We start from the raw sequence: 22,604 nt of genomic DNA, 5'->3' as shown, positions 1-22,604 counted from the left end.
ATAAAATCTTGATGATCTGAACTTCTGAAAATTTACTGTTTTTCATAGTCTTCCAAATTTAAAAACTATATTTTTAAATGTTCTTATTTTTGGGGAAGATTACATTTTCACTTCATTCCAGTCAGGACGAAGTGAAATAACTTCTTTAAATAATTTATAGGCAATTTCTCTGGAGGCGCATACAAACATTACTTTGCCGGCAACAGTAGCATTTTCAGCCAGCCTATTTTCGTAATGGGTCACGAAATCCTGTGCGATGGCTTTTATACGATCTCTATCTCCTAAAACGACTTCCATTCTAGCAATAGCTTGCTGACTTGCTTCCACATGATATTCCGAAGCGCCTTCGGCTACTGCATTTTCATAATATTTCTCAATCTCTACCACTTTTGAATGATCGAGATTTACTTTGGCAGCGCGTCCTTCATAGACCAAACGTACGGTAATTTCATCATTTACCGATTCAAACATGGTGTACGCATCCACTACCTCTCCGAAGACGGTGAGTGTTTTATCAATGGGTGTTCCGGTAAATCCTACATAGGTTGCATTGGGTAATGAATCATGTAAATATTTGGCAAAACCGTACGATTTTGTCACTCCGTTTTCATCGATTTTTACTTTTAAGTCCAAGTTCACCTGACTGCGGTGTGCTTCATCAGAAATACAGATAATATTGGTTCTGTCCGAAAGTATTTCCAAATCCTCTTCAAATTTTTGTACGGTGGTCAGGAAAACGCCGCCACTTTCTCTTCCTCGCAATCGGGCTCTTAGATCCGCACGAGAAGTGATGTTGATGATGTTTTCATCACCGATAAAATCCTTAGCGTTGGTGAAATCTTTTGATAACTGATCATCAAGATCGGTTCGGTCTGATATAATCACAATCGTAGGACTTGAAAATAAGGTAGAACGCATGAGCAAACGAGCCAGAAATAACATGGTGTAACTTTTACCACATCCGGTCGCGCCAAAATAAGTTCCGCCTTTTCCATCACCTTCAGGTTTGCGGTGTTTTAATATATTCTTAAAGAGTTTATTTGCTGCATAATATTGTGGATATCTGCTCAGGATTTTCAGTTCATGTTTTGAAGTATCCGGGAACAGGATAAAATGGTGAATAATGTCGCACAACCTTTCCTGATTCATCATTCCGTGAACAATAGAAGTTGTGGTATCAATTCCGGTTAAAGCTTTTTTCTCGTCGCCGGTGATTTTATTCCAGCCATAGAAAAACTGGTAGGAAGAGAATATTGTTCCGGCTTTGTTATTTACACCATCGCTGATGACGCAAAAAGCATTGTATTTCATCAGCTCCGGAATATCTCTTCTGTACCTTTTCGTTAATTGCTTGAAGGCATTATGGATGCTAATATCTTCTTCGATGGTGGTTTTGAATTCGAAAACAACCACCGGAATTCCGTTGATATAGACAATCAAATCTGGGATACGGAGTTCTTTGCCCTGAATTTCTAACTGATTGACAATTTTAAAAGAATTATTTTTGGCTAAAGTTTCCGGATCTATATCCAGATACCGAATATGTAAATCTTTTTTAGATGGATCATTCCGCTTGAAAATTAAACCGTCTGCCAGTAATTTGCAAATGTATTTATTGCTCTCATATAGGTTTGAGGCAGATTGAAAAGCCAGTTCGTTGATGATTGTTTCCAGTTCAAGATCCTCTAAATCCGGATAACGGCTCAGTAGAAATTTACGCAAGTCTTCTTTAATCAATACTTCCTGATTGTTGCTGCGCTGGATATTCTGACCAGAAACGTAGGTATATCTTTCTGTTTTCAGAAGGTGGATGAACGCCTGTTCGAGTTTAGATTCGGTGTATTTCATAGTTCGTTAGACTTTATTAAATCGATCTTGAATGGTCTTTATCCGTTCAAGCAATTTTTTCCATGGCAGGCTCTCTCCCACAATCATATTTTCCTGCATTATTTTGTAGTCGGCTTCCCAGTTTTTGAGTACTTCAGCAGGAGGCAAAATGCTTAATTTCCCTTTTTCGTGATTGGTATAATAGATTCCACGTAGTGGCGTAATCGTTTTTCTATGGTGAACGATTGTTTCGAAAAGTTCATGATCACTTATTGCAGATTCACCATATTCCGTGTCCATCATTTTTTCTAAATCATAAAGATGTCTTGTAAGACGATCGGTTCGGATTTTATCTTTTTGTTTTGAAAACTCTTCATGTAATAATAAAGTTTTTTCAATAAAAGTTCTGGTGGGAATCACTACTTGAACATCAAAACTTGGCTCAGAAAATAGAAGTTCAGCATATTGCTCATCAATAAATGATAGTACAGGTTTTTTTTCCATGGGTTCAGTCAAAGATCTTGCACCCATTTCCAATAGCACCCGTTGCTGGATATAAGCATTGCTGACAGGCACCACAGAGTTATAATAAACTTCCAAAGTATTTGGATCACTTGTGTCATCAATTACTTCATTGTATTTGATTTCATACTGACTATTATCAATTCCTAAATTTGACAGCTGAAGTATAAGTTCTTCACGGAATTCATTAATAATAAATCCACCAGATGCTTTTCTTAATTTCTTAATCTTTGATTTTGAATCCAATTCCTCAAATCCCAATAAGTGCCTGTCGATAATTAAGTCTATATCTTCCGAAAAACGATCGATCAGATTATAAACTTTACTTAATGAAGTTCCCCCTTTGAAGATAATAGAATCTGCGTATTGAGATTGGAAAACAGCTTTAAGGATGATACAAACCCACCAGTCTTTTTCAATAACAAATGCAGGCAAAGCTAAAGCACCTCCTGTCTGTTCTAAAATCTGAATTTTTTGTTTTTCTTCGAGATTAATCCACATCTTTTGCTGATTGATAAAGGTTATTAATGTTTTTCTGAATCCAAACCGGAGCGTATTTCAATTGTGACTTTATCGTTTCTTTAGTTAATTTTTTAACTGCAGGTTTAATTCGATTTAGAAAATCAACTGATACTTCTTTTTGGCCAATTTCTTTGAAAGCTTGAACGATGAGATGTAATAATTCATCTTTGATGGCGAAACTTTTTGGAGTCGTTCTTTTAAACCTAACAGAACGTTTTCCTATTTTTATTTCTCTAGGTGAGCCATCGGTTAGATATACTGCTTTTAAGGGTACCTGACTGCTTAATCCTAAAAGGAAAAGTGCTAAAACACCAGTTGGGGCAATTAGAGATTTGTCTCTCTTGGCAATTTCTTTGGCAACCTCTTCGGTATTAGGATAAACAGTTCCTAATAAAGAATCTATTTTAGGTTTTAAGTAGATGCCATGCGCAATTCTTTCTAAAACACCTTCTTTCTCCAAACGGGAAAGCACCTGACGAATATTTTCAGATGAACCATATTTTGAGAAATCATCAGCGAAAAATAATTCGCCGCGTGATGATTTCATAATCTTAGTTTCTATTTGACTTTTAGAGGTTTCCATTGATTTCTAAAAATGAATCTGTCACAAATTTAGTAAATATTTGTGACAGATCTAGTATTCTATTTTAAATTCGGTGTACTTCATTCTTAACTTCTGTATGTTCTATTTTTGACTTTTTTATAACACGTCTTCTTAACGTGTTATGATTTTCGCTTTTTTGTAACATGTCTGAAGAGGGTTTTCTTTCTTGCAATTCTTTATAACCTACTTTAAGTAAGAAATCTGTTTCTGAATATTCTATACAAAATAGATAGATTACAATGTGCTTATTTATCCGTATTTTGGAAAATAAGAAGTTTTATGGTTTATTTTCTTTTTATTTAATAGATGCTTATCCGAAAAAGCAAGAATGGGCATCTTCTTTTATTACGTTTAGCAACTCTTGTAAATTAGTAGCGGTAGGAAAAGGTTCGTAAATTTCCCACTTTCCTGTACCACGCATCCAATACAGTTTGTATTCTTTTTGGGTTTTTGTATAACGGATTTTTGCAAACTCTGTATTCATCAACTCTTCTGGATGGTCCCATTTTGGGCGAATCTCAAAGAGAATAGCGGTATTATTTTCCCAGGAATAACCAATGTCAATTTGCTTACGGATTTCTGGATCCTGCGGACGTAGAGTTTCTACAAAGGTTTTTAAATACTGCTCCTGAATATTTATATTTTTTTGTTCCATTTTATTGATGATATTTGAAATGTCTCCTCAATGCGTCAACCGCCTAATCTAATTTAAAACTGTCTTTTTCTTTTGACCACTCTTCCCAAAAGTCAAGAGTTGCAATTTGTCAATCACATTGCAATAAAATCACCACATTGACTTAAAATAGTTTTACTTACACCAGAAGGTCGTTGAATTATTACTAATAAGGAATTACTTAATTTAAAATAGAATCTGTTAAAATTTCTTCGTTTTCTTCAATACCCATCATCATATTATAATGCCCAATGTTATGTGTATGGAAAAATATTTCCTTAAACACTTTCAAGTATGTTTCTATCGATTGGTCCGGTAGCTCAACATATAAGTCATCTGGTAAAGTATGTGATCCTTCGTTTATCCAACTTAACAAGGATCTAAAAATTTCCTTTTCTTGTGCATTAGGGAATTTTGATAATAATGTTTCATCCCTTTTATTTCCTAAAATACTAAAGTAATTTTCAATTACCCTTCTCATTGCATTTTGAACAGTAATACCAGAATTCTTTTCATAATCCTTTATTTCATTCCACAATAATTCGTAAGAAGAAGAAATTGGATTTTTATCTAAGTAAGGAAATGATTTCGTTACTGAGTTTACTTTTCTAAGTATATAATATTGATTCTTCTCTCCCTTACCTCTATTAATGCCTTCAAACGAAGCTTCTTTATGAAAATAAATATTATGTGTTAGGAGAATAACTTGCTTGATGCTACCAATATCGTTTCGTACTTCTTTTAATATTTCTTTAATTAATGTACTTACTACAAATAAAACATTACTATCTAAACTTGATATTGGATCGTCGATTACCAAAATACGATCATCATTTACTGTATTTTCATCAAGTCCTCCTTTTGCAAGTTGTAAATAATATAGAAAAGTAATGAAAGTTATTTCACCCTCGCTTAAAGTCGTTTCTGCTATTTCGCCATCTTCTCTCTGTATTTGATAAAAGCTATCTTCAGTTGCTGGAACAATTTTAAAATTTAAAAATCCGTACGCCTTTAAAAGTTTGTTTATTTCATCTACAGTCGGCTGAATACTAGTAACATTTTTACTAAGCTTTGCAATGTCATCTTTTAATGTTTTGTACGCTTCCAATTTTGAAGTGCGATTTGCTTCTAATTTTGATATTCCGTTATCAAGTCCAGTAATACTTGAATTGTACTTTGTAAGGTCAATCCTAAATTCCTCTACTAAAAATTTCCATATTTCCTGAACTAACTTGCTTTTCTCTGAAATAAAATTCTCTACTATTTCATTATGTTTTTTAATTTCCTCATTTGCATTATCAATCAGTTTTTTAATTAAATCTAATTGCTCTTTAAGTGAAACAAGTTCTATTTTCCGACTAGGTTCTTTGATTTTACTATTTAGAAGTTCATTATTCGTTGTATTTTGACTAATTAAAGTTTTCAGGTATGCAGAAAATTTATTGATATCTAACTTAGAACCTTTTAAATTCTTATGATCTAGTTCGATAGTATTTAGTTCATTAAGAATATTCTCGTTACTAATATTATATTCTTGCTTTAAGTCTTTTATTTTGTTTAAATCATTTATATAAACTTCATCAAAAAAACTTTCTAACTGATTTTTAAAATCTTTTGTTATTGTCTGTTGTTGACAGAATGGACAAGTTTCATCTTCCTGTATATAATTTCTTCCTTCATTTACCCAATCATTGATATTTAACTTCTGAATTAATTTAGCTATATCAACATCTGCTTTTCCAACTATTATTTTATTCCAAATTGAGTCTTTTTCTATAGATAAAATATTTTCATAATTAAAATCATTAATTGGTATTATTTTTTGTGGAACCTCTCCAAATATAGTTTTTGCTTTTTCTCTTAATAATTCTATGCTTTCTAAATTAGCAGTATTACTTGAAAATTCTTTTAAAAATCTTGTTTTAAATAATTCTCCAGATTTCATTGAACCTACAAAAGCATCTTTAAATTCTTTCTCGTACTTTTTGTATATTTTTTTCCAGCATTCATCAGTGAATTCTTTTTCTACTTTATTTTTTTTGTCAATCTGGCTATTAAGAGTATCCTTTATTTTTGAACCTTCATCTTTTAATTTCTTTAATTCTTCTTGTTTTTCTTCTATTACTTTTATTTCATCTGTGGTTGCCTGTCCCAAAGTAAAGATTCCGCTTATATTTCCTTTTCCGAAATTGTGTTCTCGAAAAGCTTTATTATACACTAAAGTCGTAATAGGTTGCTCGTCTTTCCACGAGACTTTACAATTTACAAATTTTGGATTAGCAGATTCTTGTAAAAAATTTGACAAAGTAGTTTTCCCACATCCGTTTGTTCCGTATAAGAAATTTACTTTTTTTAAATTATCAATTAATACTCCATCTGTTGGGTCGTAAGTAGCTACACCTTTTAAAGTAATCGAATTAATCATAGTATTTTAGTTTTTAAAGTTTTCAGTTTTAGTTTTTGTATTAAGCACCCACTTCCTCCCCAACCGCGACAACAACAGATTACGGAACTGAGTAAGTTTTACATTTTGATCTTTTAAATTATAAACTTTTCTATAAGTCACTGAAAATATTTTTTCTATTTGACTTTCAACCAAATCATTTGCTTTTAAAAATTTTCGGTATTTTAAATCCTCTTCAAAAGTAATCTGTGGAAATGTTCCTGATCGTCCTTCTGCGGAGTCTTGAAAATCTTTAATTGTTTCATCAGATATTAGATAGTAGTATAGTCTGTAAAGTCCAATGACATTATTAGTCTTTCTTAGTACCATTAATTTAGTTGAAACAATATAATCATCTGCTTCAAATCTTACTAAAGCAAATCTTCTATTATTAGGACGAATTTCACTATAAAGTATATCATCTTTTTTTATTGACTTTTTAGCTTGTCCAGGCATATCAGCTACGCTCATATAATCTGAATGTAAAAACTCACCGTTTAAAATATCGGAAGTATTGAAGAAAATAAGTTTATTCTTTTTAAAAGTATGTGATTTAGAAAAGCTTTCAATATAATTACCTAAATCTCCAACTTCCCACCCCTCCGGAATCTCCTTCGCCAACTCCTCATTAAAAACCATTTCCCCACCAGAAGATTTATAAGGTTTTCCATCTTCATTAGGAAACTCAAAATCTACGAACCAGTGTTTGTATAAAGTTTGAGCCGTAGTTTCTAACTTCTCACAGATTTGCTCATTCACTTTTATTTTGTCGCTGATCGTGTGGTATTGCTTTACTAATTCTCTTTGTTTTTCAATAGAGGGAATTAAAATCTCGATCGACTTTAAAGCATCTAAACTTAATCCACCTCTAACGTCTGCATCTGTATAAAACCAGCATTGTCGATCAAATTCTTTTCTACTAAACCACATCATTAAATACTCTGGGAGAACATCTTTAGAAGTTATTTCAAAAACATCATAAGCGGGCGAAACAATAAAATCATAATCATGAGTTGACATAGAAATCGGTAATCTTTCATCCCTACCAACATGCATTCTATTACATGCAAACTGATGTTTTGTAACTACCTTATATTTTTTCAAATCAACGCCAATCGTATTTGCAACCGACGGCATAAAAAATTTATCAATATTAATTCCGTATAAAATAGTGGCTGTACCTTCTATATTCTTTTTGGAAATAAATTTCACTAAATCACCCAGTTTTTTATAACTCATATCCCAATGATTTAAAAACGTTTTCTACTTCTTTTTTTAAATCTTTCTCCTGCTGAAACAATTCTTTTAAAGCAATTTGCAATGATTCCATTTGTACATCGTAATCAATTTGTTCATCACGATTCACGAACTCAATATATTTACTTGGAACTAAAGAATAATCTTTCTTACGGATTTCTTCCAGGGTTGCACTATAGCAATATTCAGGAATATCCTGATAGGTTTCCTGATGATTTTCCTGTTGCCAATGATGATAATTTAAAGCAATACTAGAAATTTCTTTTTCATCAAACTGGATGAATTTTTTTTCAAACGGTTCACCTTTTCTCCGTAAATCTAGAAACAAAACTTCATTTTTACGATTTCTATAGTTTTTAACACCATCATTAACTTCAAAAGTTCTTTCAGTTTTATTTCGATTTAAAATCCACATCGTAACCGAAATATCAGTGCTATAAAACATACTTTGGGGTAGAATTGCAATCGCTTCAACCAAATCATTTTCAATAATCTGTTTCCGGATTTCATATTCCTCACCACTTCCAGACAGTGCGCCATTCGCTAGAATAAACCCAGCAACTCCGTTTTGAGAAAGTTTAGAAATCATGGTCAGGATCCAGGCGTAGTTGGCATTAGATTTCGGCGGAACTCGGTAACCTGCCCAACGTGGATCATCGGTTAATTCATTTTCGGCGCGCCAGTCTTTTAAATTAAAAGGCGGATTGGCCATAATATAATCGGCTTTCAATCCGCGGTGTTGGTCATCGCTAAAAGTGTCCGCTGCTTTACTGCCCATATTTGCAGATATTCCGCGAATAGCCAGATTCATTTTGGCCAGTTTGAAAGTGGTGTTGGTCAACTCCTGTCCGTAAATCGAAATGTCTTTTTGATTTCCTTTGTGTTTGTCAATAAATTTCAGCGACTGCACAAACATACCACCGGAACCACAAGAAGGGTCATAGATTTTTCCTTTATAAGGTTCTATCATTTCTGCGATCAGGTTTACAATGGATTTCGGAGTATAGAACTCGCCTTTTCCTTTTCCTTCGGCAATGGCAAATTTGCTGAGAAAATATTCATAAACGCGCCCCACAATATCCTGAGATTCATCTTTTAAGGTATCGATATTATTAATGGTGTCCAGCAAAGCGGAGAATTTGGACTGATCCAATCCTAAACGGGAAAAATAATTATCGGGCAACGCCCCTTCTAAAGATTTATTGGTTCGCTCAATGGTTTTCAGGGCAGAATCCACTTTCAGCGTAATATCTTCCTGCTTGGCATTTTCGATGATGTAAGTCCAGCGGGATTCTTCGGGCAAATAAAATACATTTTCTGCCTGGTAGAATTCCGGAATTTCCAGAAAAGCATCTTTGCCATCTGCGAGTAGTTCTTCTCTTCGACGAAGGAATTTGTCGTTGGCAAATTTCAGGAATATTAAACTGAGGACAACGTGTTTGTATTCGGAAGGTTCCACAGAACCTCTTAATTTATTAGCGGAATCCCAAAGGATTTCTTCGGTCGATTTAGTTTGTATTTTTTTGGCCATTTAATTTTTACGTAATCTTTCAAAAATACGAAAAGAAAGTAAAGAAAAAGAGTTCGGAAGGGATAAAATATTCCTAATGAAAATCTTTTTTAAAATATAGACCAAGGTTTTGTTCCACCTGTTAATTTTATAACTCAAAATAAAAAATTAGAAATATTAATATTTGTGGCTGTAGCCAGTCACTTTGGTGCTACGATCGTAAATTCACACCTATATAAAATTTTGGTAGGTGAGCACGTTATTACAGAGAAACAATAAAACATAAGAAATTGATAAACATATATTTAAAGATTTTTTAAAAGATATTTATTAAAGCAGAATGTCCAGTTTATTATTTAAAAAACTGGACGTTTATGTATAAATATAAAAATCAGTGGTAAACTAAACGCGAAACAATTATCTCTCAATCTTTTTCGCCTCATACCCATCTTTAAACCTTAAAAAATCTTCTGCTTTTTTAGGATTATTCTTAATCCATAATTGCATCAATTTAGTATTTTCACTCAAAGCTTTCACCTCATTTTCATCATATATTTTTTTTCCTTCACCAGCAATTTCATTTAAAATATTTTCTCGAAGTTCACTTTTTGATCGAATGCTTTCTTTATACCAATTCGTAGCAAAGTTGATAGAAATAACGAAAAGCAGAATTCCTAAAATCATCGTTCCTAATCCGGACCATGAAACGATTTTCATTTCTTTCATTTTTGAATTTATCTTCTCAAAATCTTCTACTGTTTCTGGCGAAAGAACCGCTTCGATTTTGGTCGGAATATTTTTTAAGAATTCAGTTCTTTTTACAGATTCTAATTCATGAAATTTCATTGCATCTTCATATGTCTCGCCAACCGCTTCAAAATCTAATTGAGTCTGACCCATGATAGTTAAGTGATCTTCCAATGCAAATGCTAATTTTGAATAAATTTCAATTCTATTATTATTTGATTTTATATTGTCTTCGTTCGACCTGATCACCTTTTCTAAAAGTTCAAATCCATCAGATTTTGATTCTTCAATTTGATCATCGTTTTCCATTTTATATTTTTTTATCGTTTAAATTTTTTCTTCTTTTTCCACCATTCATCTTCCGCTTGTGAAACGTAATTTGGCTTTAGGAGTTCTTCAACTGTTTCCAAAGCAATTTCTAATACATTTTCATTCTTGCTGCTGGCAGGAAAAACTGATGATTGTGCGGTAGCATTTATTAATTTTTCAATGTTTTGAAAATTACCATCAGTTGCAGAAAGAGAAAATCCCTCGTATTTCTTGTAAAAGAAACCATCTTTCTGCTGATTGGAAGTTGTGGTCGCAACTCTTTTGATCCAGATATCATGAACTTGATTAATTTGATTGGGTCGGAATCCGTTTTTATACTGAACTTTCATCGCCCATCCTTGCCGATGCAGATTTTCCCGAAATTCTTTTAAACTGGGTTGAGTTTTTAATTCTTGAATTAATAATTTTTTTAACTCAAATATATTCTTGATCTCCGCTATTTTGAGATTTGATGTTATCTCCGAAAGTTTATAACCCGGCTTGTATTGTCGTTCGGTTTGGTGGTTGATGTCGCTTTCCAGAATAATTCGCATTCCCGAAATTCCAATCTTTTCATTTTTAGAAAGTTCAGTTAAAAAACCACTTTTCCTCATTTCTGAAATTAATTCATCAAAATTATTGGAGCACTTCAAACTATGAATAAGATTTTTCAGCATTTCTGCTTTCTTTTCAATTCCAATTTCTACATCGGTTTTCAGATTTCGTTCCTGACAAATTTGGCGGACTGCTTCACCGAATCTTTCACCAATTTTACGCGATTTTACCGTACATTTTCCATGAATATTCATTCTATTGACCACAAAATGAATATGTTTTTGTTTTGTGCTGTTGTGGATATCCAAGCGGTATTGATTTCTATCTGTAACTCCAATCTTCTCCAATGCTTCAATTGCAATATCTGCTAGTTCTTCATCTGATAATTGCTTTATGATTTCAGTAGGTGGAGAAATATATCCAGTTAAAGCCCACTTTTTCACTTTTGAATTTCTATCGGCTACCGTTTTCATTTCCTGGTATTGCTTTTCCGGATTGCTGCTTAAAAGGAAATTAGATGCAGCAGCGATTGCCATTCCTTTATCGTTCCCATTATATTCCAGCGCAATTTTAGAGATCATTCTAGTTGTTGCTGAATTATTCATCCGCTATTTTTTGATTGTTTTTAGAATATAAATACTGACGAATGAGTCCAATTATCTCTTCGATTTCTACAATAATTTTCTTTTTATTTGAGAAAATATTCCATTCTCTGTGGCGCAGTAAATTTTTAATCCTTTTAAAATTATTTCCGTATTCCAACAAAATTTCATCGGTTTTAAATTCATCAATTTTCAGCACTTTTCCCTGGTAAACCATTCGGGCAAAAGTTGATAATTTCAAGTTGACTTTCTCGGCTTCTTTTAACTCAATCTGATATTCACTTTCAGTCATCCTGAAGGAAATTATTCTCGTAAGTTGTGGATCAGATTTCTTTTTCAAACCACCTCTTCGACCTAAATCTTTGAAAATATTTCTTCTTTTTTCAGCATTCAATTTTTGCTCATTTTCCTGTGTTGCTTTTTGCACAAATTTTTTAAAAAAATCTTCTTTCATGTTTTAATTATTATTTTGTTATTTACTGTAAATTGTATTTCTGACGATAGGAAGAAATCAAAAATCCCAGTTTTATAAAAAGCGTGAAACGCTTATTGTAAACAATGGGTACTTTTTGCACTACCATCTAACCATATTCTACCTGAATCTATTTTACACAGGTTGGTTTAGGTTGCACCTGCGTAAAAAGAACACAGGCTGAAATCTTCCATAATTTTTACATCTCATTTTACCTGTTTTCATTTTCCTCACCTTCTTTTGTAATTCAACTGTCTTTCATTTGATGGATTTTCATGAATCAACCAATCATTTAAGTCTTTAAAATCGGAATACAAAATCCGACAATCTTCGGCATTTTCGTTTTCACTTTTTATCATTTCAACGGCTCGATTTCCAGCTTCGTCATTATCGAAATAGAGTTCTATATTTTCATAATTATTAATTGTATTTTTAATTTTACCAATCATAGAAACTGAATTCAAAATCATGTAATCTGAAGGTTCATTTTCTAACGATTTTTCAATATTCTTAAAGGTGAGAAAATCAAAAAAACCTTCAAAAACCAGAAGCGATTTTGAGTTGTTTTTTATGGTGGTAATGTCTTTTTTGCCCAAACAAATTTTAGAATAAGCATTGCGAATTTCATATCCATCGGAATCATTTTTGAAACCAATTCCGAAATAATTTTTACCATTCATTTGAAAATGGATTTCTTTAATATATTCAGTTTGATTTTCTACTTTTCGACTATTCAAATATTCTAACAAAGCATGATGCCCAATTTCTTTTACTTCAGTTATTTCGTATGTTTTTAATGGATTTTCAAATTTTCTGTTCGGAGTTTTTTGATTTTGAAAAGAAGAAAAATTTTGATTTTCTGCCCAAATTAAAATTTCACTGATGGAAGTATTTAGAAATTTCTGCATAAAATTGGTGTTGTTTCCTCCGATACCTTCTGAAAATAAATACCATATATTGAGGCGTTTATTGAGTTTAAAAGATGCGTGGTTTTCTGTTCCAAATGGATTAAGATACCAAGCTTCTTTTTCATTTTGTTTTGTTGGAAGGTGTCCGATAGCAAGTAGGACTTCTTCCAATGGGATTGTATTAAATTGGTTGCAATTCATTGTTGTATATTTTCCGGGTTTTGGGTGAGGGATTTTTTGTTGAATTGTTGAGGAAACCGTGTAACTTATTGATTGCATTATATTTACTCCCTCAACAAACGCTCAACAATTCAACAAACTTGAGTATTATTGCTCAACAAACGCTCAACAAAATTGAGGATATAAAAGTTTGTTGAGAACTTTGTTGAGACTTAACTATTTGATTTTCTTTTCATTATCAATCAATTCAACAATTCAACATATTTATTAAGGATAAAATCCTTTTTTATGGTGAAATAGCGACCAACTGAATTAGTTTGATAGAATATTCCTGCAAAATCGATGTCATATCTGATGTAGGTTAAGCCATTTTTTTGCGGCTCCAGTTTCCAGGTTTCTTTTAGTAGATTTCGAATATCGCTTCTCGTCCAATAAGTTGGGCGAAACATTTTGTTCATCATGTTGAGTAAGTCTTGCGGAACTACACTAATTCCTTCATCCTCATTACTTTCAAAGAACTCGTATAGTAATTCTAAGGTTTTCGATTCTAACTTGTTATTGTTCTTGAAAACCAACTTCTGTAGTGCTTTTGTTCTTATTTCATCCGCAGAAAACCACATTCTTGTTTTCTTTTCAGTTGAGAATTTTCTTTCAATTAAAAACTGAAGAAAATCTGGAATTTCTGAAATGAGATTCTTTAGAAATTCTGTGTTTTCAGTCTTGATTGGATTGATCTTTAAAATCCAAAACCGGATTTCATTTTCATCGATTTGAATAAAATTTTCTTCATTATTGGAACACAAAATAAACTTGGCGAAAAAATCGACTTCTTCTCGGTCTTTTCCTTTGGCTTCCAGTTTATCTTTGTTGGTTGTCGATAGATATTTTAATCGTTCTGTAATTTCTTTTTTATCAAAGAATACTTCGTCAATTGCTACAACCAACATTGCTGCCCAATCGGAATTGAATTGGCTGCCGAAAGAATCTCCTTTGATATAAGTCATATTCAAGCCAAAAATTTCTTTTAACCACTTAATAAAAGTTGTTTTTCCAGTAACTCTTTCTTTAGAAACCAAGCATAAAATCGGTAGAATTTGTGTTGGAAATTGCAGTAGAATCTTTAAATAATCCAATCCCATTTCCAGTTGTTCACCGAAAATATGCTCCACAAAATTCATTGAAAATGGAATGCTGCTTATTAAATTTTCCTTGCCAGATGAAGGTAAAAATGGAATTTCATTGTAAATATTATAGAAACCTTGAACGATTTGCCTATATTCTAAATGCTCTGGAATACAGCAAAATCCATCATATTTCGGTACTTTAGAAACATAGGTTTTTCCGTGATCGCTAATTATAGTTTCTCGATTCCATCGAACTAATATGGAAATTTTATCACCAGAAATCAATGGTTTTTCTATGGTTTTGTAGTAGGTCGTTCCTACTCGTAAATAGGGAGTTTTATTGCTCATTTTTCGGGAGTTTTAATGGTTATACGGAATCGTTAAAAGAAACTTTAAACATTTGATGAAATTTCACATCATCAATTTCTTTTTAATGGATGGGCAGATTTATTTACGCTTCAGACTTTCTAATTCTTCCACGTTGTAAAAATGTTTGCCACCAAAACCGTATGTGGTAATTCGTCCTTCATTTTTCAGTTGGGCAAAACGTGCTTCAGACAATCTTTTTCCATGCGTTCCCAGAATTCTTCGTGCTTCTAATCTATCAACAACTTTCCCTTCATTGTCTTTAGAATTATTTTTATCAATATCCGTTTTTAAACTTCTTACCTCTTTGATGAGGATTTCAATTGCCATTGGTAATGTTTCGAAAGTAATTTGCATAATAGTATAATTTTGTATTTTGTGATTAATTGAAAAGTTGAAAATTCAACTATTCATTCGATTTGAACACGACAAAATTAGACTGGAAACTCCAGAATTTTATGTTTTGGAATCCGTTCTGCTACAACTTTAACTATCCCATTGTACTTGTGGATTAAATACTATTAAAAAAGAGTTAGGTGGTTTCAAGGAAATGTTAAAGGATGTTAAGGAAATACAATCCTATAAAATGGGTAAATATTTAAAAAAATAATTTTTTAAATTTGAGGTAGTAAATAAAGAATTTGAAATCGAAAATTGCTAATTTGAAAGCTGTTAGATTTTAATAATTGTTTGTAAAATCTAAAATGGAAATTTGTGGAATTTTTAGGAGAATTTATCTTTTGCAAGACAAATACAAGACAAATAATTTTTACAAAAACGAAAAACCACTGAAAATCAGTGGTTTAAAAATGTAAAAAGTGGAGGATATCGGGATCGAACCGACCACCTCAACACTGCCAGTGTTGCGCTCTAGCCAGATGAGCTAATCCCCCGTTTTGGGTCTGATTTTTACGCTGTAAATTTCAGATTTGCAATGATACAAATTTTTGTGATTTAAAAGCAAGAGTTCGTGCTATTATTTTTGCTGAGCGATGATGGAATAAACCAACGGAATTTTGTTACCAAATTGCGGAATTTGATATTTCCCTTTTTCAATTTCTTCAATATGCTGGAAACATGGATAGGGCGACCAATTGTATTCCTGAAATTTTTGCAATACGAGATTCTTAGTTAACAAACTGGTCAACACTTCGGATAGCGAATGATTCCAGCTTACTTCTACATTGGCTAAATCGGCAGTTTTGTCGGCGTAAGTTCCTTCATTGGTTTCTATAATCGTCTCTTCATTAAAATAACTGTACTTCACGGATGCAAAGTCATTGTCGTACATCCAGACTACAGGGTGAAATTCTACGAAGATCAATTGACCACCAGGTTTTAGGAAATGAGATATTACTTCTGCCCATTTTTCCAAATCGGGAAGCCAACCAATGGTTCCGTAAGTGGTGTAAACGATGTCGAATTCCTGATCCAAAACATTCGGTAAATCATACACATCTGAAATGATAAACTCGGTATCTGTGCCGCACTGTTTCGCTAAATTTTTTGCGGCCTCGATGGCTTTATCTGATAAATCTATTCCGGTTACTTTTGCACCCAAGCGGGAAAGTGATATAGAATCCTGCCCGAAATGGCATTGTAGATGCAGAATTTTTTTTCCTTTGATATCGCCCAACAGCTTTAGTTCTATTGAGTTTAAAGAGGTTCTGCCCTGCAAAAATTCTTTTACAAAATAAAAATCTGATTTTAAGTGCGAATCAACTTTTGCATTCCATAAGTTACGATTGATGTCGAGGTAGTTTTCCATTATTTCCAAATTAAAAAAAGAGTTCCTGCGATAATTAATGTGGCACCAACTGCTGTTTTCCAGGTTAAGGTTTCGCCTAAAAATGCTGCTGCAAAAATGATAGTCAACGCCAAACTCAGCTTATCAATCCCGGCTACTTTTGAAACTTCGCCCATTTGCAAAGCTTTAAAATAAAAGACCCAGGAAAGTCCGGTAGCAATTCCTGAGATGGTGAGGAAAAACCAGTTTCGGGAAGAGAGTTCACCGATGGCTTTGTATTCGTTTCTAAAGAATACAATCATCCAAATCATGATCAAAACAACAACAGTACGAATGGCGGTCGCCAAATTTGAGTGGACATTTTCTACGCCAACTTTAGCAAAAATGGCGGTTAATGCAGCAAAGAAAGCCGATAATAAAGCGTAAATCCACCACATTTTTCTATTGGTTTAATTCTTTTAAATACGGTCTCAGTTTAGAGTCTTGAAACGATTAATTCCTATTTAACCCAGAAATTCATTCATCGTCTGTACAATTTGTTCTCCTGTTTGCAAATTCTTAACGGTAATTTTACCTTCTGAAATTTCCTGCTCGCCGTAGAATACCAAGTTGGGAATTGCTTTCTTTTCAGCATAGGTAAACTGTTTTTTCAACTTTGCAGCTTCTGGATAGAGTTCTGCAGAAATTCCGTTTGCACGAAGTTGCCCAATAACTTTCATCGCCGCTAAAGATTCATTTTCACCATAATTGGCGAAAAGGTACTGCACCGTTTTTACAGAATCTTTTGGAAACAGCTGAAGTTCTTCCATGACCAAATAAATTCGGTCCAGACCAAAAGAAATGCCGATTCCGGGAATATTCTTTACGCCGAAAACTTCGGTTAAATTATCATACCGCCCGCCGCCTCCGATGGAACCCATAGCAACTTCTGTTGCTTTTACTTCGAATATTGCGCCGGTGTAGTAGTCAAGACCGCGCGCTAAAGTGATATCAAAGTTCAAACTTTTTTGGGGAATCCCGAGTTCAAAAGATTGAGTCAATACAAATTCCAACTCTTCTACTCCACTTGTTCCGATTTCATTTCCTTGAAATTTTTCTTTTAGCTGTGCTAAATTTTCTAGTGCATTTTCACTTTGATTAAAGAGAAAATCTAATTTATCTATGGATTCTTGCTTGATGTTTTTTTCTAAAAGTTCTTTAATAACTCCTTCCTTACCAACCTTATCGAGTTTGTCAAGTGCCACTGTAAAATCAATCAGTTGATCTGAAATTCCCGCAAATTCTGCTAGGCCAGAAAGGATTTTTCTATTGTTTATATGAAGTGCAACTTTTACCTTCAATTCTGCAAAAGACTTTAAATATAATTGGACTAACTCTACTTCCTGCCATAAACTCTCGCTTCCCACCACATCAGCATCACATTGGTAAAACTCACGAAACCTCCCTTTTTGCGGACGGTCTGCACGCCAAACCGGCTGAATTTGATACCGTTTGAAAGGGAAAGGCATTTGTCCATGATTCATCGCCACGTACCTTGCGAAAGGAACCGTTAAATCATAACGCAAGGCTTTCTCTGAAATCTGCGAGATTAATTTTTGCGAACTTTTAGCGACCCAATCTTCGTGCTTTGTTTTTGAAGCGTAGTCACCGGAATTTAAAATTTTAAAAATCAAGCGATCTCCTTCTTCGCCGTATTTTCCGGTTAAAGTAGACAGGTTTTCGAAACTTGGTGTTTCTAAAGGTTGAAAACCAAACAGTTCAAAATTTTTCTGTAAAATATTGGTGATAAATTTTCTTCGGTACACTTCTTCGGCAGAAAAATCTCTGGTTCCTTTGGCTAAACTGGGCTTCATAGTTATGGGTAATGAATAATAAATAGTGGGTAATTATGCTGGTAATAAACTTGCTTTAGTCTGCAAAAATACAAAATTATTCATCGAAAATCACTAAAGATGCTTGATCATCCAAAGGTTGCAACCGCTATGTCCCGAATTGCCCAAGGGTTTTTCTAAGTAAGCGAAACCTTGCTTTTCGTAGATGGAAACTGCAGTCGAAAATTCGGGTAGGCTTTCTAAATAAATGGATTGATAACCTGACGACTTTGCAAATTGAACACTTTCTTCCATTAACCTTTTTCCCACCCCTTTTCCTCGAAAATCTCTGTGAATATAAAATTTAACCAGCTCTGCGCAATGTTCCGGTAAACCATTTGTAGGAAAAATTCCGCAGCAACCGCAGATTTCGCCAGCTGCGTCCGCCACAAATAGGGCCGAATTTTCAGCATGAAATAGTTCGTATAATTGATCGGTGGTTGGATCTTCGTATACTGTTCCTTGGGTTGCAACTTTAAAATCATGAAAACAACTGCGAATGATTACCGCTAATTTTTGGTTATCTGCCTTCTGAATTTTTCTAATGTTAATTTCCATGGTATAAATTTAAAAAAACTTGGTGACTTTGTATCATAAAATAAGAGCTTCACCTTATAATTTTTAATAAAAAACCGAAGAATTTCCCCGGTTTTCAAAATAATAAATAATTTTTCTGCAATTACACCATTTCTAAAATCTCGATGATTTCTTCGCCGTAGTTTTCGATTTTATGTTTTCCGAAACCTTTAATTTCGAGTAATTCTTCTTTTTTTGCAGGTTTATATTTCGCAATTGAGAACAGCTCTTTATTGGTAGCGATGAAATACACCGGTAATTTTTGATCTTTCGCTTTTTCCGAGCGCCATAATTTGAGTGAATCTAGAATTTTAATTTCATCCGAACTGAGCTCTGTGTCATTTTGCACGCTATATTTTTTCGGCTTCGATTCATTAACCTGTAATTTGAGTTCTTCATAATAAAGAACAACCGACCAATAGCTATCTTCGTCTTTTACAAAAGCGGTTTCGTATTTTAAGATATTATTTTCCTGAAGGAAACGGTCGAGCACGTTTTGGTCAGCGTAAATAAATTCGTCTGACAATCTTATTTTGAACAGTTGAACTTTCATGGGAATGTGTTTTTATTATTAATATAGAAAGTAGCGCAAGCCGAATTGCATGGGAAAAATCCGGCTTGGCTACTCCACTGCTATTTACCGCCCAATAGTAAAATTTCTAGTACGCGGATTTCGGTGATATAGCGTTTCACGCCATCTTTATCATCAAAGTTTCGATAAATAACTTTACCTTCTACGGCGATTTCTTTGCCTTTTTCGACATACTTTTCCATAATATCGGCAACCTTTCCGCTGCAGACAAGGTTATGCCATTGTGTTTCTTCTACTTTTTCGCCCATTGCGTTGGTGTAATGGTCCGTTGTTGCTAAACTTACTTTAGCTAATTTCCCGTTTTCGAATTGTACGGTTTCTACGTCTTTTCCTGTTCTACCGATTAAGGTAACTTTGTTTCTTAGTGACATGGCTTTAGATTTTTATAATTAAACATTAGAAACGAGTCTCACTGATTTTCCTCGAATCTCTGTTGCAAAGATTCACCAGCTTTCAAAAATTAGTCGGTATTGAATCACTTAATATCGTTTGTATTCGTTTGTATCGATTATGTATTTAATAATCAAGTAATTAAAATTTAATTTTTTTGTGCATGGCGACTGTTATTCCTTAGAAATCATGGTATTGCTCTCCACGGTATCTTTTTTCCGTCGTTCCTCCTCAAAAAAAGGAAGTTGTTTTCAGCTGGGCTAGAATTTCGACTTTTTTTTCCATTCAAAATTTTTAAAACTGAGATAAGATTTTTATATTTGACTTAAGTAGAAAAATATGATAGACTTCAATCACGAAATCAAATCCGCACTTTTCGGCGTGGCAATTGGAGATGCGTTAGGGGTACCAGTGGAATTTAAAAGCCGAGAATATCTTCAACAAAAACCAGTGATCGACATGATGGGTTACGGAACATATAATCAACCAGCTGGAACTTTTTCTGACGATAGTTCGATGACATTTTGTTTAGCAGAATCATTAACGCACGATTTTGATTTAAATCACATCGCCCAGAACTTTGTAAAATGGCGAGATGAAAATTATTGGACAGCACGAGGTGAAGTATTCGACATCGGAATTGCAACAAACCAGGCCCTCACTAGACTTGCAAACGGTGAACAACCAGAATTCGCTGGCAGTTTTAGCAGCGACTCCAATGGAAATGGTTCCTTGATGCGGATTTTGCCACTTCTTTTTTATATCAAAGATTTGCCAATTGCGCAACGTTATCACATCACGAAACAGATTTCTTCAATCACGCATGGACACATTCGATCTGTGATTACATGCTTTTATTACCTTGAATTTGCGAGAGAGATCTTGTTGGGGCGAGAAAAATTCGATATTTATAAAAAATTACAAATAGAAATCCCTGATTTTTTAGCTTCCATTTCCATTAATCAATTTGAAATTTCTTTATTTGATCGAATTTTAAAATATGATATATCCAAATTAAAAGAAGAAGAAATTGCGAGCAGCGGTTATGTACTTCACACAATTGAAGCCAGTATTTGGTGCTTACTTAGCACGGATAATTATAAAGACTCCACTTTGAAAGCGGTTAATTTAGGAGAAGACACCGACTCTACCGCTGCAGTTCTGGGCGGACTTTCGGGCTTGCTTTATGGCTTTGACTCAATTCCGAAAAGTTGGATTGATCAAATAGCGCGAAAAGAAGACATTGAAAATTTGGCGGAAAGATTGGCTAATAAAGTTTTTATTAAAGACTAAAATATTGTTTTAAAACCTTAATTAAAAGAAAATTGTTCCATAGGAAAGAGGTCAAAATCAGGAGTTATATTCGTGGTAGAGCGGTATTTTTTACGGAGAATTTTATTGATGTTTTTAAGGGCGCCATTGGTACCAATTTTTATAGAATTTTCAGCTGATCCTAGAAGTCTACCGTTTTTTCTGTAAGTGTCGTACGAAGTTTCTGCCAACAATTCACCGCTGGCGTTGAAAATTTTCAGGCTTACCACTACTTGATTTGAAAAAACGTATTTACCAAATCCTACTTTAAAATATTTCACTTTCGGAACAACTGCATATTGTGCATTATTATTAACGCAAAATTCTGAAATTAAATTAGGCTCCGGTTGATCATACGGAATTTGGTAATCTACGCGCAATAATTGGTTGGGTCTGGCCGTACTGAGATGATCGGATAAAGCAGAGAAAAAAGCCGAATAGGTAGGCTCTTTTATTTCTTCAATATCAGGAAAAATTTCTGGTACAAAATAAATAATTTGAGCCGCTTTTACTTCTTTATTTAATGGGCCAATTTGGGCAGAAACTGCACAGTAAGTGCTGAATAGCAAAAATACTGCAAAACGAGTTTTAAAGAAATAAAGATTTTTCATGGCGTTGTGTTATGCAAAGATACTGCCATCCAATTAGATAAACAATATAATTTTAAGATTTAATTAACATTTACTAATAAATTTTTGATTTATAAAAGCAATATCGTTTTTAAGATTAAAAAATTAGTTGTATTTTTGCACCCGTTACATAATAATCATTAAAATAATATTGGAATGTACTTAACAACTGAAAAGAAGAAAGAAATCTTCGGAAAACATGGAAAGTCTGATGCAGACACTGGGAGCGCGGAAGGACAAGTAGCCCTTTTTACCTACAGAATTAATCACCTATCGGGTCACCTAAAAAAGAACCACAAAGATTACGCAACAGAGCGTTCTTTGGTACTTTTAGTAGGTAAAAGAAAAGCCCTTTTGGATTATCTTAAGAAAAAAGATATTAATCGTTACAGAGCTATTATTGCTGAGTTAGGATTAAGAAAATAATTATTTTCCAGACAAAATTAAAGCAACTCAAATTGAGTTGCTTTTTTTAGGCCTTCACTTTAGAAATGAGGGATCAATCTCAAAACTTGGGGAGAAAATAAAATGAATGAGTAAATTTGCGTTATGCTAAACGAAACTGAAGTCCTGAAATTACTCCTCCCAGAGTTCCTAATAAACCATTTTGATATTGTAAATTTCGCAGAAGAAAATAAGATTTTGCATATGTATTTTGATGAAAAAAGTGCGATTCCCCAAGAATTTTCCTCGCTAATGTTGCAGTCGAAAGGATTTTTACCAGAGATTACGGTAGATGATTTTCCGCTTCGAGGCAAATCCGTGAAGCTTCACATCAAAAGAAGAAGATGGACAGACAAAAATTCTGGAAAAATACTTCAAAGAGATTGGAATCTCATCGCCAAAGGAACTCGCATGACAACAGAT

General features: G+C 33.5%; 23 protein-coding genes and 1 tRNA gene. 3 read left to right on the top strand and 21 right to left on the bottom strand.

All coding sequences use genetic code 11. From position 1 onward, the window contains the following. Positions 1–99: 99 nt before the first annotated feature. The 20 genes from QWY78_RS03250 to QWY78_RS03155 all read right to left on the bottom strand — a co-directional run bounded on the left by QWY78_RS03250 (position 100) and on the right by QWY78_RS03155 (position 19,778). Positions 100–1,848 (bottom strand): type I restriction endonuclease subunit R, encoded by a 1,749-nt coding sequence (locus QWY78_RS03250; protein WP_290216542.1) that lies wholly within the window; start codon positions 1,846–1,848, stop codon positions 100–102. 6 nt (positions 1,849–1,854) lie between these two features. After that, positions 1,855–2,850: a nucleotidyl transferase AbiEii/AbiGii toxin family protein gene (locus QWY78_RS03245; protein WP_290216540.1), complete on the bottom strand. Its 996-nt coding sequence runs from the start codon at positions 2,848–2,850 to the stop codon at positions 1,855–1,857. Next, positions 2,840–3,454: a DUF6088 family protein gene (locus tag QWY78_RS03240; protein WP_290216538.1), complete on the bottom strand. Its 615-nt coding sequence runs from the start codon at positions 3,452–3,454 to the stop codon at positions 2,840–2,842. Before QWY78_RS03240 ends, QWY78_RS03245 begins: the two co-directional genes overlap by 11 nt. A gap of 331 nt (positions 3,455–3,785) precedes the next feature. Next, a complete protein-coding gene (locus QWY78_RS03235; RefSeq protein ID WP_290216537.1) occupies positions 3,786–4,130 on the bottom strand; it encodes a DUF3024 domain-containing protein in 345 nt (114 codons plus the stop codon). A gap of 199 nt (positions 4,131–4,329) precedes the next feature. Next, positions 4,330–6,573 (bottom strand): AAA family ATPase, encoded by a 2,244-nt coding sequence (locus tag QWY78_RS03230; protein WP_290216535.1) that lies wholly within the window; start codon positions 6,571–6,573, stop codon positions 4,330–4,332. 6 nt (positions 6,574–6,579) lie between these two features. Continuing rightward, positions 6,580–7,830, bottom strand: a complete 1,251-nt coding sequence (locus QWY78_RS03225) for a restriction endonuclease subunit S (RefSeq protein ID WP_290216533.1) — start codon at positions 7,828–7,830, stop codon at positions 6,580–6,582. Next, positions 7,820–9,379, bottom strand: a complete 1,560-nt coding sequence (locus tag QWY78_RS03220; RefSeq protein ID WP_290216531.1) for a type I restriction-modification system subunit M — start codon at positions 9,377–9,379, stop codon at positions 7,820–7,822. The genes QWY78_RS03225 and QWY78_RS03220 overlap by 11 nt, the downstream gene beginning before the upstream one ends. Before the next feature lie 396 nt (positions 9,380–9,775). After that, positions 9,776–10,414, bottom strand: a complete 639-nt coding sequence (locus QWY78_RS03215; RefSeq protein WP_290216529.1) for a hypothetical protein — start codon at positions 10,412–10,414, stop codon at positions 9,776–9,778. An 11-nt stretch (positions 10,415–10,425) separates the two neighbouring features. Next, positions 10,426–11,574 carry a relaxase/mobilization nuclease domain-containing protein gene (locus tag QWY78_RS03210; protein WP_290216527.1) on the bottom strand — a complete coding sequence of 383 codons (1,149 nt, stop codon included), beginning with the start codon at positions 11,572–11,574 and terminating at the stop codon, positions 10,426–10,428. Further along, positions 11,567–12,025: a plasmid mobilization protein gene (locus tag QWY78_RS03205; RefSeq protein WP_290216525.1), complete on the bottom strand. Its 459-nt coding sequence runs from the start codon at positions 12,023–12,025 to the stop codon at positions 11,567–11,569. The genes QWY78_RS03210 and QWY78_RS03205 overlap by 8 nt, the downstream gene beginning before the upstream one ends. A gap of 248 nt (positions 12,026–12,273) precedes the next feature. Continuing rightward, a complete protein-coding gene (locus QWY78_RS03200) occupies positions 12,274–13,152 on the bottom strand; it encodes a DUF8464 domain-containing protein (protein ID WP_290216523.1) in 879 nt (292 codons plus the stop codon). A gap of 221 nt (positions 13,153–13,373) precedes the next feature. Beyond that, positions 13,374–14,603, bottom strand: coding sequence for a primase-helicase family protein (locus QWY78_RS03195; protein WP_290216522.1), 1,230 nt, complete (start codon positions 14,601–14,603; stop codon positions 13,374–13,376). Between the two features lie 99 nt (positions 14,604–14,702). Continuing rightward, positions 14,703–14,978, bottom strand: coding sequence for a hypothetical protein (locus QWY78_RS03190; protein WP_034716917.1), 276 nt, complete (start codon positions 14,976–14,978; stop codon positions 14,703–14,705). 462 nt (positions 14,979–15,440) lie between these two features. Beyond that, a tRNA-Ala gene (locus QWY78_RS03185) sits at positions 15,441–15,514 on the bottom strand. Positions 15,515–15,597: 83 nt separating this feature from the next. Beyond that, the gene (locus QWY78_RS03180) at positions 15,598–16,389 is read right to left on the bottom strand and encodes a class I SAM-dependent methyltransferase (protein ID WP_290216515.1); all 792 of its coding nucleotides are present in this window, start codon (positions 16,387–16,389) and stop codon (positions 15,598–15,600) included. Continuing rightward, positions 16,389–16,805, bottom strand: a complete 417-nt coding sequence (locus QWY78_RS03175; protein ID WP_290216513.1) for an EamA family transporter — start codon at positions 16,803–16,805, stop codon at positions 16,389–16,391. Before QWY78_RS03175 ends, QWY78_RS03180 begins: the two co-directional genes overlap by 1 nt. Positions 16,806–16,871: 66 nt before the next feature. Continuing rightward, positions 16,872–18,221 carry a histidine--tRNA ligase gene (gene hisS / locus QWY78_RS03170; RefSeq protein ID WP_290216511.1) on the bottom strand — a complete coding sequence of 450 codons (1,350 nt, stop codon included), beginning with the start codon at positions 18,219–18,221 and terminating at the stop codon, positions 16,872–16,874. A gap of 93 nt (positions 18,222–18,314) precedes the next feature. Further along, entirely contained in the window at positions 18,315–18,797 is a 483-nt protein-coding gene (locus QWY78_RS03165; RefSeq protein WP_290216509.1) for a GNAT family N-acetyltransferase, read from the bottom strand. 121 nt (positions 18,798–18,918) lie between these two features. Next, positions 18,919–19,368, bottom strand: coding sequence for an HRDC domain-containing protein (locus QWY78_RS03160; protein WP_290216507.1), 450 nt, complete (start codon positions 19,366–19,368; stop codon positions 18,919–18,921). Positions 19,369–19,448: 80 nt separating this feature from the next. Next, entirely contained in the window at positions 19,449–19,778 is a 330-nt protein-coding gene (locus QWY78_RS03155) for a single-stranded DNA-binding protein (RefSeq protein WP_290216505.1), read from the bottom strand. 358 nt (positions 19,779–20,136) lie between these two features. Here QWY78_RS03155 and QWY78_RS03150 point away from each other — a divergent pair, with 358 nt between their 5' ends. Beyond that, positions 20,137–21,090 (top strand): ADP-ribosylglycohydrolase family protein, encoded by a 954-nt coding sequence (locus QWY78_RS03150; protein WP_290216503.1) that lies wholly within the window; start codon positions 20,137–20,139, stop codon positions 21,088–21,090. A gap of 17 nt (positions 21,091–21,107) precedes the next feature. Here QWY78_RS03150 and QWY78_RS03145 read toward each other — a convergent pair whose 3' ends face one another. After that, positions 21,108–21,719 carry a pyruvate decarboxylase gene (locus tag QWY78_RS03145; RefSeq protein WP_290216501.1) on the bottom strand — a complete coding sequence of 204 codons (612 nt, stop codon included), beginning with the start codon at positions 21,717–21,719 and terminating at the stop codon, positions 21,108–21,110. A gap of 174 nt (positions 21,720–21,893) precedes the next feature. Between QWY78_RS03145 and rpsO the strand changes: the two genes are divergently transcribed. Together rpsO and QWY78_RS03135 are read left to right on the top strand one after the other, a co-directional pair. Next, positions 21,894–22,163: a 30S ribosomal protein S15 gene (gene rpsO, locus QWY78_RS03140; protein ID WP_290216499.1), complete on the top strand. Its 270-nt coding sequence runs from the start codon at positions 21,894–21,896 to the stop codon at positions 22,161–22,163. Positions 22,164–22,286: 123 nt separating this feature from the next. Beyond that, positions 22,287–22,604, top strand: a 318-nt coding sequence (locus tag QWY78_RS03135) for an ISAon1 family transposase N-terminal region protein (RefSeq protein WP_290216497.1), incomplete at its 3' end; no start/stop codon positions are given.

Source organism: Kaistella yonginensis, assembly GCF_030409525.1.
Classification (GTDB): Bacteria; Bacteroidota; Bacteroidia; order Flavobacteriales; family Weeksellaceae; genus Kaistella; species Kaistella yonginensis.
The sequence above is the reverse complement of the archived record's forward strand: the minus strand, read 5'-3'. Positions and strand labels throughout refer to the sequence as shown.

Coding starts and splice junctions, on each gene's coding strand:
- QWY78_RS03250 (WP_290216542.1), bottom strand. CDS start 1,848: ATGAAATACACCGAATCTAAACTCGAACAGGCGTTCATCCACCTTCTG.
- QWY78_RS03245 (WP_290216540.1), bottom strand. CDS start 2,850: ATGTGGATTAATCTCGAAGAAAAACAAAAAATTCAGATTTTAGAACAG.
- QWY78_RS03240 (WP_290216538.1), bottom strand. CDS start 3,454: ATGGAAACCTCTAAAAGTCAAATAGAAACTAAGATTATGAAATCATCA.
- QWY78_RS03235 (WP_290216537.1), bottom strand. CDS start 4,130: ATGGAACAAAAAAATATAAATATTCAGGAGCAGTATTTAAAAACCTTT.
- QWY78_RS03230 (WP_290216535.1), bottom strand. CDS start 6,573: ATGATTAATTCGATTACTTTAAAAGGTGTAGCTACTTACGACCCAACA.
- QWY78_RS03225 (WP_290216533.1), bottom strand. CDS start 7,830: ATGAGTTATAAAAAACTGGGTGATTTAGTGAAATTTATTTCCAAAAAG.
- QWY78_RS03220 (WP_290216531.1), bottom strand. CDS start 9,379: ATGGCCAAAAAAATACAAACTAAATCGACCGAAGAAATCCTTTGGGAT.
- QWY78_RS03215 (WP_290216529.1), bottom strand. CDS start 10,414: ATGGAAAACGATGATCAAATTGAAGAATCAAAATCTGATGGATTTGAA.
- QWY78_RS03210 (WP_290216527.1), bottom strand. CDS start 11,574: ATGAATAATTCAGCAACAACTAGAATGATCTCTAAAATTGCGCTGGAA.
- QWY78_RS03205 (WP_290216525.1), bottom strand. CDS start 12,025: ATGAAAGAAGATTTTTTTAAAAAATTTGTGCAAAAAGCAACACAGGAA.
- QWY78_RS03200 (WP_290216523.1), bottom strand. CDS start 13,152: ATGAATTGCAACCAATTTAATACAATCCCATTGGAAGAAGTCCTACTT.
- QWY78_RS03195 (WP_290216522.1), bottom strand. CDS start 14,603: ATGAGCAATAAAACTCCCTATTTACGAGTAGGAACGACCTACTACAAA.
- QWY78_RS03190 (WP_034716917.1), bottom strand. CDS start 14,978: ATGCAAATTACTTTCGAAACATTACCAATGGCAATTGAAATCCTCATC.
- QWY78_RS03180 (WP_290216515.1), bottom strand. CDS start 16,389: ATGGAAAACTACCTCGACATCAATCGTAACTTATGGAATGCAAAAGTT.
- QWY78_RS03175 (WP_290216513.1), bottom strand. CDS start 16,805: ATGTGGTGGATTTACGCTTTATTATCGGCTTTCTTTGCTGCATTAACC.
- hisS (WP_290216511.1), bottom strand. CDS start 18,221: ATGAAGCCCAGTTTAGCCAAAGGAACCAGAGATTTTTCTGCCGAAGAA.
- QWY78_RS03165 (WP_290216509.1), bottom strand. CDS start 18,797: ATGGAAATTAACATTAGAAAAATTCAGAAGGCAGATAACCAAAAATTA.
- QWY78_RS03160 (WP_290216507.1), bottom strand. CDS start 19,368: ATGAAAGTTCAACTGTTCAAAATAAGATTGTCAGACGAATTTATTTAC.
- QWY78_RS03155 (WP_290216505.1), bottom strand. CDS start 19,778: ATGTCACTAAGAAACAAAGTTACCTTAATCGGTAGAACAGGAAAAGAC.
- QWY78_RS03150 (WP_290216503.1), top strand. CDS start 20,137: ATGATAGACTTCAATCACGAAATCAAATCCGCACTTTTCGGCGTGGCA.
- QWY78_RS03145 (WP_290216501.1), bottom strand. CDS start 21,719: ATGAAAAATCTTTATTTCTTTAAAACTCGTTTTGCAGTATTTTTGCTA.
- rpsO (WP_290216499.1), top strand. CDS start 21,894: ATGTACTTAACAACTGAAAAGAAGAAAGAAATCTTCGGAAAACATGGA.